General features: G+C 45.9%; 13 protein-coding genes. 3 read left to right on the top strand and 10 right to left on the bottom strand.

Features of this window, described 5'->3' with window-relative positions:
* Positions 1 to 85: 85 nt before the first annotated feature.
* The 3 genes from AB6805_RS05225 to AB6805_RS05235 all read right to left on the bottom strand — a co-directional run bounded on the left by AB6805_RS05225 (position 86) and on the right by AB6805_RS05235 (position 2,579).
* Positions 86 to 787 (bottom strand): response regulator transcription factor, encoded by a 702-nt coding sequence (locus AB6805_RS05225; RefSeq protein ID WP_370908402.1) that lies wholly within the window; start codon positions 785 to 787, stop codon positions 86 to 88.
* A gap of 124 nt (positions 788 to 911) precedes the next feature.
* The gene (locus AB6805_RS05230; RefSeq protein ID WP_370908403.1) at positions 912 to 1,703 is read right to left on the bottom strand and encodes a DUF3108 domain-containing protein; all 792 of its coding nucleotides are present in this window, start codon (positions 1,701 to 1,703) and stop codon (positions 912 to 914) included.
* 9 nt (positions 1,704 to 1,712) lie between these two features.
* Entirely contained in the window at positions 1,713 to 2,579 is an 867-nt protein-coding gene (locus AB6805_RS05235) for a lysylphosphatidylglycerol synthase domain-containing protein (RefSeq protein WP_370908404.1), read from the bottom strand.
* A 154-nt stretch (positions 2,580 to 2,733) separates the two neighbouring features.
* Between AB6805_RS05235 and ruvC the strand changes: the two genes are divergently transcribed.
* Complete coding sequence (ruvC, locus tag AB6805_RS05240; protein ID WP_370908405.1) at positions 2,734 to 3,294, top strand: crossover junction endodeoxyribonuclease RuvC; 561 nt, start codon at positions 2,734 to 2,736, stop codon at positions 3,292 to 3,294.
* Between the two features lie 186 nt (positions 3,295 to 3,480).
* The gene (locus AB6805_RS05245; protein WP_111579992.1) at positions 3,481 to 4,176 is read left to right on the top strand and encodes a response regulator transcription factor; all 696 of its coding nucleotides are present in this window, start codon (positions 3,481 to 3,483) and stop codon (positions 4,174 to 4,176) included.
* A 3-nt stretch (positions 4,177 to 4,179) separates the two neighbouring features.
* Here the strand turns inward: AB6805_RS05245 and AB6805_RS05250 are convergent, their stop codons facing one another.
* The 4 genes from AB6805_RS05250 to rsmA all read right to left on the bottom strand — a co-directional run bounded on the left by AB6805_RS05250 (position 4,180) and on the right by rsmA (position 6,993).
* Positions 4,180 to 4,569, bottom strand: coding sequence for an HIT family protein (locus tag AB6805_RS05250; RefSeq protein WP_370908406.1), 390 nt, complete (start codon positions 4,567 to 4,569; stop codon positions 4,180 to 4,182).
* Between the two features lie 83 nt (positions 4,570 to 4,652).
* On the bottom strand, positions 4,653 to 5,126 hold the full coding sequence (greA, locus tag AB6805_RS05255) for a transcription elongation factor GreA (RefSeq protein WP_370908407.1): 474 nt from the start codon (positions 5,124 to 5,126) through the stop codon (positions 4,653 to 4,655).
* A gap of 185 nt (positions 5,127 to 5,311) precedes the next feature.
* Positions 5,312 to 6,241 (bottom strand): NAD(P)-dependent oxidoreductase, encoded by a 930-nt coding sequence (locus AB6805_RS05260; protein WP_370908408.1) that lies wholly within the window; start codon positions 6,239 to 6,241, stop codon positions 5,312 to 5,314.
* The gene (gene rsmA / locus AB6805_RS05265) at positions 6,238 to 6,993 is read right to left on the bottom strand and encodes a 16S rRNA (adenine(1518)-N(6)/adenine(1519)-N(6))-dimethyltransferase RsmA (protein ID WP_370908409.1); all 756 of its coding nucleotides are present in this window, start codon (positions 6,991 to 6,993) and stop codon (positions 6,238 to 6,240) included. Before rsmA ends, AB6805_RS05260 begins: the two co-directional genes overlap by 4 nt.
* Before the next feature lie 117 nt (positions 6,994 to 7,110).
* Between rsmA and pdxA the strand changes: the two genes are divergently transcribed.
* Complete coding sequence (pdxA, locus tag AB6805_RS05270) at positions 7,111 to 8,172, top strand: 4-hydroxythreonine-4-phosphate dehydrogenase PdxA (RefSeq protein WP_370908410.1); 1,062 nt, start codon at positions 7,111 to 7,113, stop codon at positions 8,170 to 8,172.
* 1 nt (position 8,173) lies between these two features.
* On the opposite strand, the gene AB6805_RS05275 is transcribed toward pdxA, so the two are convergent.
* The 3 genes from AB6805_RS05275 to AB6805_RS05285 all read right to left on the bottom strand — a co-directional run bounded on the left by AB6805_RS05275 (position 8,174) and on the right by AB6805_RS05285 (position 11,392).
* Positions 8,174 to 8,470 (bottom strand): winged helix-turn-helix domain-containing protein, encoded by a 297-nt coding sequence (locus tag AB6805_RS05275; protein WP_370908411.1) that lies wholly within the window; start codon positions 8,468 to 8,470, stop codon positions 8,174 to 8,176.
* 103 nt (positions 8,471 to 8,573) lie between these two features.
* On the bottom strand, positions 8,574 to 9,224 hold the full coding sequence (locus AB6805_RS05280; protein ID WP_370908412.1) for a hypothetical protein: 651 nt from the start codon (positions 9,222 to 9,224) through the stop codon (positions 8,574 to 8,576).
* 11 nt (positions 9,225 to 9,235) lie between these two features.
* Entirely contained in the window at positions 9,236 to 11,392 is a 2,157-nt protein-coding gene (locus AB6805_RS05285) for a carboxypeptidase-like regulatory domain-containing protein (RefSeq protein ID WP_370908413.1), read from the bottom strand.
* Positions 11,393 to 11,411: the final 19 nt, after the last annotated feature.

Below are 11,411 nucleotides of genomic sequence, written 5' to 3' on the forward strand. Positions count from 1 at the left end.
ATCTAAAAATCTAAAAAAAATCCAAAAGTAAAAATCCAGGTAATCAGTAAAATCAGCGTAATCCTGAGCCAAGACAACATCCGCACTACTCTTTCACTACCAGCCTGAAGCCGTTACCATGGATATTCACGATTTCGATATTGGTATCATCTTTCAGGTATTTGCGCAGTTTGGCGATGTATACGTCCATGCTGCGGCCGTTGAAGTAGGTATCGCTGCCCCATATTTTCTTCAGTGCCAGTTCGCGTGGCAAGAGATCGTTTTTATGTTCGCACAACATGTGGAGCAATTCGTTTTCTTTAGGGGATAACGTATGTGTTTCACCGTTATGGGCCAGGGTGCGCAGGCGGGAATTGAAAGAGTAGGAGCCGATCACGAATTCGTGAATTTCTTCTTCCTTATTGTTCAGTTCCTGGTTGCGTTTCAGGATGGCTTTTATTTTCAGCAGCAGCAGTTCGCTGTCGAATGGCTTGGATATATAATCATCCGCGCCCAGTTTGTAGCCCTGGATGATATCTTCCTTCATGGTTTTGGCGGACAGGAAGAAGAGGGGAATATCGGGGTCTACGTCCCTGATTTCTTCCGCCAGTTTAAATCCGTCCATATTGGGCATCATAATGTCCAGCAGACAGATGTCAAATTTTTCGCGGCGGAAGGCTGCCAGGGCCAGGATACCATCGCGGCATAATTCCACATCATAGTCATTCAGCTCCAGGTAATTTTTCAGCACCATACCCAGATTGGTATCATCCTCAGCCAATAATATTTTCGGTTTACGTTCTTCCATAATCATAAAGGGTTGATTACAACAAATATAAAGTTTTTCTGCGGCACGAAAGGTCGGTAAAATTTGGGCGCCGGCCCTCAAATGATTTGTTAAACTTACGGTGGCTGGTCGGGCTAAAGTCTTATTATTTCTTGTTTAACAGCGAAGTGAAGGGATAACGGAGATTGGTATAATTGATCATATCTACCACGATATTCCCTACAGATATGGGGCTTTCGATGCGTAGCGGTACTTTGTTGGCGTCGTCGCTTACCCACACGGTCATTTTTTCGCCGCCTTCGAAGATGGTGCCTTTGATGAGGAGGGGCTTGAATTTAATGGCCCGGAACTTCCCGAACTTGGTATTTACTTCCTCTTTTCCCATGTACCTGATGTAGATGTTATATACCTGGTCGTCGAGAAACATCGCGAAGGGGATCTTATCGCCGGCGTTGTATTTGTTGAAGTCGATGTTACGGGCGTAATAGATAGCGCTGATCACGTCCTGTACGCAGGGGGGTACGGTAAAGGTGCCATTTGTGCTGATGGCCTGGTGGCCGGCCTGGTTAAACACAACGTTATTAAAGATCTTGTACCCGCCTTCGTTTACATTCCTGACAAATTTGAGGGGTTGCAGGGTGGCAGTATCTATGTAGCTTTCGTATTTGTCGCGTACTTTAAAGATCCAGTCGTATGCACGGTAGGTTTTGCCGTCGCCTACCACATGATAAACATCGCGGTTGGCGAAGCGTTCCAGTGCCACGTTAAAAGTGGCTTCCCCGGCGCCTACGTACATTTTACCAAGATTATAGAATACTTTCAGGGTAATACTTTCACCAGCATTGAAGCTGCTGTTACGGATGGAGCAGAAATCGGATTGTGCTTCAACGGGTTGAATACAGGAAAGTCCTAAAATTATGAGTAGCAAATACTTCATTGATGGAAGCTATTTTTCCTTAAAAATTTTTACTCCTAACAACAGCACACTTCCCAAAACGGCCGGTATTACCAGGTTAATCAGCCAGATACCTGCAGTGGCAGCTACGATGGCCACGGTATTGGAGCTAAGCAACCCAAGAAAAAAGATACTTACTTTTCCCCGGACTCCTAATTCTGCGATAGCGATGGTAGGAACTACTGCCATTACCAGGTAGATGACACTGTTCAGCAAGAAGGCCTGCCACCATAGAAATTCCATGCCAAGTGCGTCCAACAAAATCAAATACTGTGCCGAGAAGACCACGTACCGCAGGGCTGAAAGCAGCAACAGGTAACGTAAATCGCCGGATGAGTACTTAACAATGATCTGCACAAACACCTTCGCTTTACGAAGGAAAGGTATCTTTTCAAATACAGACAGAATGATTTCTAACCGAAAATATAACAATATCGTCAGGCCACAAATTACTGTACCGGTAATCAGGACTAATTTCTGCCATAAAGAAGGCGTAAGGAAGCCGCTTTCTTTTGCCAGCGCATAGTTGTTGATATAATAGAGCAAACCAATTAACCCAAAAATAATAGTGACGATCAGCTGGCTGAAACTTCCTACTATCGTTGCCGCAATGGCTTTCAGCTTATTATGGTTTTTCAGGTAAAGTATGCGTCCACCGTATTCGCCTACACGATTGGGGGTGTTTATAGACAGGGATACGCCGGAAAGGATTGCACTGAACGACCGGAGGAACGACACTTCTTCGAGGGGTTTCACCAGCTTCTGCCACTTACGGGCTTCCAGTCCCCAGTTGAAAAGCATCAGTACCGTAACGAGGAAAATGCCCACCCAGCCTTTCTCCTGCAAGGCTCCCCACATGTGCCGCACGGATTGTTGCAGGTTATCACGGTGGATGAGTTGCGAGTAGATAGAGTATGCCAGCCAAGTAAAAAGCCCTGCCCCTAATAAGTAATTGAGAATTATTTTGGTACTTTTGTTCAGACAGTCAAATTTTGGCAAAAATAAACTCCTGTTGGCAAACAAGTCAAAAATAATTCTCGGCATTGACCCTGGCACCCTTGTAATGGGCTATGGGCTTATACTTATCGAAGGAAAAAAGGCCAGCCTCCTGGAGATGAATGTATTGAAACTCTCTAAATTCAAAGATCACTACGAAAGACTACAGCTGATTCATTGCAGGGTACAGGAACTTATTCAAGAGCACCAACCAACCAGTTTTGCCATTGAAGCGCCCTTTTTTGGCAAGAATGTGCAAAGTATGCTGAAACTGGGCCGTGCCCAGGGCGTGGCTATTGCAGCGGCTATCCAGGCCGGTCTGGAGGTTACCGAATATTCCCCAAAAAAAGTAAAGCAATCTGTTACAGGCAATGGTAATGCTGACAAAGAACAGGTTTGGCTGATGCTGCAACGCATCCTCAGTATCTCTGAACGCCCTGATTACCTTGATGCTACAGACGCTCTCGCAGTGGCAGTATGCCACTTTTACCAGGAAGGTAATCCGCTCGCAGGACCAGGCAAAGCAAAAGGCTGGGAGAAATTCCTGCAGCAGCACCCGGAAAGGATTTCCAGATAAAAGTTACCGGGTTAAAAGGTTATTTCATAAATCCGTAAATTGTAGTTACTTTGGTTTAAATTCAATAACCCAATTAAAGCTAACGGCCATGCGTCCGGACAACAGCTTAACTATGAAAAGTGACCATCATTTGTTATACGGAAATTGTATAACAAGCTTTTTTATATTAATCAGCATCAGGCAGATATGAAAGCAAGAATCCTATTGGTGGAAGATGATCAAAATATTGGTGCGGTTACGAAGAAACGATTGGAAGAAGCGGGCTATGATGTAGTGCACAGTATAGACGGCCAGGCGGCCTGGGAACAGTTCCAGTTACGCTCATTTGATATTTGCCTGCTGGACGTGGTAATGCCCAAAAAAGACGGCCTACAACTTGCGCAGCAGATCCGCGAACTCAATGACCATGTTCCTATATTATTCCTCACTTCTAAAAATGAAAAAGAAGACAGAATAGCCGGACTCCAAACCGGTGCGGATGATTACATCAGCAAACCTTTCAGTATGCAGGAACTGATCCTGCGCATAGAAGTTTTCCTGAAACGGACCATGAGCCGCGGGAAAGACAAATTGAACCTCTATACAATAGGCCAGCTTACCTTTGATTATGAAGATCTCCGCCTCTATACTTCCAATGGAGATATATCCATTTCCGTTACACAAAAAGAAGCGGACCTGCTGAAATACTTCTGTAATAATCCCAACAAAACACTGAAAAGAGAAGACATACTTTCCAATGTATGGGGAAAAGACGACTATTTCCTCGGACGCAGTATGGATGTATTTATCACCAAACTGCGGAAACACTTCAAATCAGATCCGCAAATCAAACTGGAAACCGTGCATGGTGTGGGATTCCGGTTTAATATCCCTTCCAAATAACCATTACATTGCAGCGATAATCTGCGCCTGTATTGCCTTAAATTCTTCTACAGACAGCTTCAGCTTACTGCGGGAAAAATTCATATCATCTGCCGAATTAATCGGGATCAGGTGCATATGCGCATGCGGCACTTCCAGTCCTACCACGCTAATGCCTATACGATTACAGGGAATCACTTTTTCTATGGCCTGTGCAATCGGCTTGGCAAACAACAACCACTCCTGCAACAGGTTATCTGCCACGTCAAAGAACTTATCCGTTTCTGTTTTGGGTATCACCAGGGTATGCCCTTTTACCAGCGGGAAAACATCCAGGAAAGCATAAAAATGTTCGTTCTCTGCTATCTTATAGCTCGGAATCTCGCCTTTGATAATTTTCGTGAAGATGGTCATAGTATGTAGTTCTTAGTAACATGATAAAAAAAACAGGGGCTGCAAATGAATGCAACCCCTGCAAATATCATGAAAAAGTAGGCTTATGCAGTTATATTATCGATCTTAAATTTAATCTGTCCGTTTGGCGCCTGTACTTCAGCGACCTCGCCTACCTGCTTGCCCAACAAGCCCTTGCCTATCGGGGAGGTTACCGAAATTTTGCCGGCCTTCAGATCCGCTTCGGTTTCAGAAACGATCTGGTAAGTAACCGTCTTCTTATTAGCTACATTTGTAATAGTTACCTTACAAAGGATAGACACTTTTGACGTATCAATAGCATCTGCACTCACTATCCGGGAAGCCGCAATCGCATTTTCCAGTGTGGCAATCCTCGCTTCATGCAAACCCTGTGCTTCTTTAGCGGCATCATATTCGGCATTTTCCTTTAAGTCACCCTTTTCCCTTGCTTCTGAAATAGCACGTGCAATTTCTGCCCTTCCTTTGGTTTTAAGCTGGGTCAGTTCGCTCATCATTTGATCAAGGGTTTCTTTCGTAACGTAATTTATGCCAGACATAACCTGTTGTGTTTTTTTGGTTATAAGAAAAAAAAATCAACGCCTCCATTTGCACAGAAGCGTTGTTTACTGGTATTATTGCAAATATAATGAAATTTGTATAAAGAAAAAAGCCCCTTATTTCGGTTATAAATAAATTGATAATCAATCATTTATATCCGAAAAACACACCTGTTTGACCAGGTTTAAAGTATATTTAATTTCTCTAATACAATACGGGCCATTTTGATGCTTGCCTGATGAGAGTAACCGGCAATATGCGGGGTTACTACTACATTATCAGCCTTCAGCAACCAGGCCAGTTGTTCTTTTTCTTCTTCGTTATAAGCAGATAGTTTTTCATTTTCCAGCACATCCAGGCAGGCGCCTGCCAGTACGCCACTACTGAGTGCGGCAATCAGGTCGCGGTTATTCACCAGCTTGCCCCTGGCCACATTCATGAACCACACCGGCCGGGCAAAAGAAGCAAAGAACGCCGCGTTGCCCAGGTATTTCGTTTCGGCGGTCAGTGGCAGGTGTAAGCTTACCACGTCTGCCTCCCGGAATATTTCTTCCATGGTCGACTCCTTTACCGCAGCCGTACCAAAGCCTGTTTTATATTTATCGTACGCCAGTATGTTAACGTCGAATCCCTGCAACTTATGCGCAAAGGTGCTGCCCGTATTACCATAGCCAATAATGGCCACCGTTTTGCCGTTCAGCTCATAGCCCCGGTTGCCGTCGCGCTCCCAGATACCTTGTCGTAACTCAAGGCTGCTTTTCAGCACATTGTTCAACAGGCACAACAGCATGCCCACAGCCTGCTCTCCTACTGCATCCCGGTTACCTTCGGGGCTGCTCACACAACGGATGCCCTTACTTTCTGCATAAGGCACGTCGATCAGCTCCATTCCCGAACCCAGGCGGCCGATCCATTGCAGGTGTTTAGCCTGGTCGATCAACTGCTTGTCCACATGAATACGCGTGGTAACGATCAGTCCTGTGCATTCACCGATCTCACGATATACTTCATCATATGTAACAGCCGGCAGGTAGGTGACTTCATACCCTTTGCTTTCCAGCTGTTCAATCAAATACGGATGTGTTTTTGCCGTAACTAATACTTTCCTGGTCATATCATCTTATGGGATAATGCTGCAAAATCAGCCACACTCAGCTCCTCGGCTCTTTTTGTAAAGATGGGATCCTGTGCCAGCAGTTCCTTGTCAAACATCGTTTTCAGCGGATTGCGCAATTGTTTGCGCCGTTGTCCGAAAGCTGTTTTCACCAATACAAGAAATTTACGCTCAGAGGCAATATCTACCGGTTGCTCCAGCCGGGTGAGGCGGATGACGGCAGATTTTACTTTTGGCGGCGGATTGAAGCAGTTTTCATGTACTTCAAACAAATATTCAATCTTATAATAAGCCTGTAACAGTACGCTCAGGATACCATATTCCTTATTTCCATGCGGAGCGGCAATACGTTGTGCCACTTCTTTCTGGAACATGCCCACTACCACATCCACCTGCTGACGCCAATCGAGCAGCTTAAACATGATCTGGGTAGAAATATTATAGGGAAAGTTGCCGATGAGGCGGAACGGACCCTCAAAAGGCAGGGCAGCATCCAGAATGCTTTCATTGATCAGCTTCCCCCTGATAGCGGGGTACGTTTTTTCCAGGAACTCCACCTTTTCCCTGTCCAGCTCAATAGCTTTGAAATGAATGCCTGGCAGCTGCAACAGGTATTTTGTGATGGCGCCCCCGCCGGGGCCCACTTCCAGCACTTGCTGGCCTTCGATTACAGGTAGCGACTCCACAATTTTCCTCGAGATGTTCTCATCTGTGAGGAAGTGCTGGCCGAGTGATTTTTTTAGTGTATACATTGTGAAGCGCAAAGATAAAGCATTTATTAGCTTTTAGCTTTTGAAAATGCTCCCGGCTAAAAGCGAAAAGCTAACCGCTAAATACTTTATATTTGCCATTCATTGAGGCAATTCAGCATGAGTACTATTCAGATCAACAAACCGGTAATCGGCATCACCATCGGTGATATCAACAGCATAGGCGCCGAAATTATCATCAAAACGTTTATGGACGCACGTATGATGGAATTTTGTACGCCGGTGATTTTTGCATCCAACAAAACCATCAACTTTTACCGGAAGCTGATGAATGAAAATAATTTTAACTACCAGAGCATCAAGGACTTTACCCGTCTTAACCATAAGCAGGTAAACGTGTATAACTGCTGGGAAGAAGAAGTGCAAATCACCCCCGGGGTACTGAATGAAACCGGTGGCAAATACGCCGCACGGGCACTGGAAGCTGCCATCAACTGTTTGAAAGATGGGTATATCACCGGCCTGGTGACAGCCCCCATCCATAAAAACAATATTCAAAGCGAAACTTTTAACTATACCGGCCACACGCCTTACCTGAGGGATTCCTTCAATGCAAAGGATGTGCTGATGTTCATGACCGCCGACAATATGCGTGTGGGCTTGCTCACAGAACATGTACCCCTGGCGGATGTAGCAAAATATGTGACCAAAGAAAATATCCTGGGCAAGCTGCACCTGATGAGAGACAGCCTGGTAAAAGACTTTGGTGTGGACCAGCCACGTATTGCCGTATTGGGACTTAACCCGCACGCCGGCGACGAAGGACTGATTGGCCGCGAAGAAATTGAACACATTGCCCCTGCCATCAGGCACGCGAAAGGCAATGGTATCCTGTGTTTCGGACCGTATAGTGCAGACGCCTTCTTTGCAAGGGAAATGTTTAAGCAATTTGATGGCGTACTGGCTATGTATCACGACCAGGGCCTGATACCGTTTAAGTCGCTGGCCAGCGGCAACGGTATTAACTATACTGCCGGACTGGGCATTGTGCGTACTTCACCGGATCACGGCACGGCATTCGATATTGCCGGCAAAAACCTGGCTGACCCGGATTCTTTCAGACAAGCGATTTTTGCCTGCCTGGAAATACTGGAACAACGGGAACGCTATGCCGAGAACACCCGGAACCCACTCAAGAAAACAGAACTGGCATCGGAATAGCTCAGGGCCTTCCGGCTTTCAGATAAGATTGTATGGAAGTAACGTAGTTTTCAAAGGCTTTCCTGCCGGTGGAGGTTATCTTGCAGATGGTTTGCGGATAATTATCCTTAAACTGCTTTACTACAGAAATATATTCCGCATCGCGTAATTTATTAATCTGTACACTCAGATTACCTGCTGTGGCATTTGTTTTTTCTTTCAGCAGCGTAAACTCTGCTTCTTTTTCACTGATCAACACGGACATAATAGCCAGCCTCAACTGTGAATGTAATACCGGGTCCAGATCTTTAAAATCCATGAGCTTAATTTTCTTAAACAGCTATTTTGATATTTAGCTATTTTGTTTCAATGGTTTTATCACGGAAACAAAATAACTAAATATCTGAATAAATACTACCTGATTATTGCTGGCTTTGTTCCAGCAGCTTGCGGGTATATGGTTCTCCCCAATGCGGTGCTATACTGCTTTCCGGCTTGAAGGCCGCAAACTTTTCCAACGCCAGCTCCAAGGTTGTTTTAGCTTTTGATTTACTGCCACCCCATTGTTCCGGTGTAAATAATAATGATTGTCCCTGTAACATGTAAATTCTCGGGTTCTCCGGATTGAAGCTCTTCGCCTGTTCCAGCAGGGAAGCTGCTTCAGGGCCATATTTCATGCCACGGCTCATAGGATCAACTGTTAACCGGGCGGTAGCTACCAGTGAACGGATACAGGCAACTTCAGAGTTCTTTGGACTCAGCGCTTCGGCCTTGTCGAGGTTAGCCTCTGCTTTGTCGGCCAGCGGATCTATCCCGCTTTTGTCTTTCAGGGTAAACGCCTGCATTACCTGCATATAGGCAGCGTAATAATAAGGCAGCCACTGACTTTTTTCTGCATCCGCAATACGTTCAAAAGTGTTGGCCTTCTGTTGTAATCCTTCGGCAGTGAAAATACTGCTACTGTCCAGGTCAGACGTTTGCTTCATCATGGCCTCCGTGTATTGGGCGCTTTGCGCCATGACAGCAGTAGTTACACTACCGGTAAATAAAAAAGCAAGAAATAATCGTTTCATATTTATTATGATTAGAGGTTATTAATAACATCCTGTCTTCTGTCGATACCAAAATTCATAAACATGCCGAGGTAAATGAATCTTGGTACGTTGGGTACTACTTCATCCCTGCGCAATCCATCGGTAGAATAATGGTATCCGAACACCTGTTTATTGCCTAATACGTTGCTCACCGACAACACAAAAATGGTGAATGCCTTCCGGATACTGGTAAGGTAACTGGCACTCACGCCTACGGAGTTGTAGGTCATTGTCCGGTCGGACATGAACTTGTCGGTGGGCTGATTGGGATTGTAATAAGGACGGCCTGTGGCAAACGAATACGTTAACCCCAGGTTGGTGCTGAGCTTTGGCAGAAAATGCTTGTACACAATGCTGGCAGTATGATTGGCCGCAAAGTCGGGCTGTACCCGGAATGGATAGTTCAGGTAGTCGCGTTTGGTATCGAGGTAAGAATACGACACCCAGTAGTCCACGTTCTTAAACGTTTTCCGGTCGCGCCAGAACAGTTCCACTCCCTGCGCATACCCGCTGCCATTGTTGTTATATGCCGGCGTTGTTTTCACCAGGTCGGTATACTTCTTATAAAATACCTCTGTACGGAAAGTATAATCCGTTGCCACCCGCTGATAGCTGAGGATGTAATGTGTGGCTTTCATATACCCCAGGTTGCGGTTGAAGCGGATATACTGCGGCTCCGGCTTCTGGTAATAATCGCCATAGGCTACGGAAAACTGGCTGTAGTTATTCATTTTATACGCCAGCGATACACGGGGTGCAAAATTCATTTCCCCCAATACAGAACTGTATTCCGCACGACCTCCTACACGCCCTACGAAGCTTGGGGTAAAGTAAATATCTCCCTCTGCAAAAGCAGCCGTGTAGTTGTCTGAGAAGTTGGCTTTATTTTCATTAAAGGCCGATCTTTCTTCCGCATACTGGTACTCCCCTCCCAGCCGCAATACAGAGAAGCGCCCGAGGTTCTTGTAAAACATCACCCGCGTCTGGCTCAGGTCCGATCGCACTTTAATCAGTGAGGGCGCGGGATTCTTTAACAGGGTATCTGCATTGATATTGTCCGTATTGCTGCTGAAAGAAGCGCCGATATATAGGTGCCAGTCGTGACCAATATTTTCCCGGTAGGTAAGATTCGTATATACGTTATTGTTATGCAACTTAAACGACTCTGTATAACCCGGGTACTCCAGGCTGTTGGAGTTAAATCCCATTTTGGTCCAGTTGCCATACCCGTAAAATTTGAGCATGCCTGTACGGGAGGTTTTATGCCGGAAATTTACGGAGGTGCCGATGATTTCCGGTCCCAGGTTCGGTGCGTTTTTAGGCTTGACGATATTAAAGTAGGGCGACAGATTGGTATAATCTGCTTCTATACCATAGGAGGTTTTTTTATCTTTTGAGAGATTGTCCAGCCCGGCGCTCACGCCTATTACCGATACCCCGACAGAAGAAGACGAACGCTCCGGCAAGTCGATGGATTCAAGGATCAGTGCAGAAGACAGCCCCTGGCCATATTGCGCGGAGTAGCCGCCACTGCTGAAAGTGGTTCCTTTAAACAGGAAAGGAGAAAAGCGGCCACGTCCCGGGATGTCGGGGAGGCTGCTGTAAAAAGGATTCCTTACGAGCATGCCATCGATGAGGGTTTGTGTTTCATAGCCGGTACCGCCGCGTACAAACAGGCCCTCGCGGTCGTTGGTTTGCTGGGCACCGGGTAATGTTTTAATGGCATTGGCAATATCGGCGCCGGCGCCGGCTGTGGTTACAATATCCAGCGGCTTCAGTACTGTACCTTTCTTATCATCGCTGGCTTCAAAGCTGCCGGCAGAAATGGTTACAACTCTCAGTGCATTCACCGCGCTTTTCAGCACAATGTTCAGTTGTTCTCCTGCGGCGGTATTTATTTTCAGTTCCAGTGCCTGGTAATTGGTGAGCGTGGCCGATAACAGCTGGTCGCCGGTGGCGGTGGTGGTAAAGGAAAAAGAACCATCTGCTGCGGTGGTGGCGCCATCATAGGAGCCTTTCACTGCGATGTTCACACCGGGTAAAGGATGCTTTTTAGTATCAGTTACTTTGCCGCTGATTTTATGCTGCGCCAAAGAGAACAGGGGTGTAAAAATGAAGAGACACAGATAGCGGTTGATATTCGACATATTAAGGGATTAATTACAC

This window comes from Chitinophaga sp. RCC_12 (genome assembly GCF_041360695.1).
Taxonomy (GTDB): Bacteria; Bacteroidota; Bacteroidia; order Chitinophagales; family Chitinophagaceae; genus Chitinophaga.

Excerpts from the sequence above, each read along its gene's own strand:
- AB6805_RS05225 (WP_370908402.1), bottom strand. The coding sequence starts at position 787 with ATGGAAGAACGTAAACCGAAAATATTATTGGCTGAGGATGATACCAAT.
- AB6805_RS05230 (WP_370908403.1), bottom strand. The coding sequence starts at position 1,703 with ATGAAGTATTTGCTACTCATAATTTTAGGACTTTCCTGTATTCAACCC.
- AB6805_RS05235 (WP_370908404.1), bottom strand. The coding sequence starts at position 2,579 with ATGTGGGGAGCCTTGCAGGAGAAAGGCTGGGTGGGCATTTTCCTCGTT.
- AB6805_RS05245 (WP_111579992.1), top strand. The coding sequence starts at position 3,481 with ATGAAAGCAAGAATCCTATTGGTGGAAGATGATCAAAATATTGGTGCG.
- AB6805_RS05250 (WP_370908406.1), bottom strand. The coding sequence starts at position 4,569 with ATGACCATCTTCACGAAAATTATCAAAGGCGAGATTCCGAGCTATAAG.
- greA (WP_370908407.1), bottom strand. The coding sequence starts at position 5,126 with ATGTCTGGCATAAATTACGTTACGAAAGAAACCCTTGATCAAATGATG.
- AB6805_RS05260 (WP_370908408.1), bottom strand. The coding sequence starts at position 6,241 with ATGACCAGGAAAGTATTAGTTACGGCAAAAACACATCCGTATTTGATT.
- rsmA (WP_370908409.1), bottom strand. The coding sequence starts at position 6,993 with ATGTATACACTAAAAAAATCACTCGGCCAGCACTTCCTCACAGATGAG.
- pdxA (WP_370908410.1), top strand. The coding sequence starts at position 7,111 with ATGAGTACTATTCAGATCAACAAACCGGTAATCGGCATCACCATCGGT.
- AB6805_RS05275 (WP_370908411.1), bottom strand. The coding sequence starts at position 8,470 with ATGGATTTTAAAGATCTGGACCCGGTATTACATTCACAGTTGAGGCTG.
- AB6805_RS05280 (WP_370908412.1), bottom strand. The coding sequence starts at position 9,224 with ATGAAACGATTATTTCTTGCTTTTTTATTTACCGGTAGTGTAACTACT.
- AB6805_RS05285 (WP_370908413.1), bottom strand. The coding sequence starts at position 11,392 with ATGTCGAATATCAACCGCTATCTGTGTCTCTTCATTTTTACACCCCTG.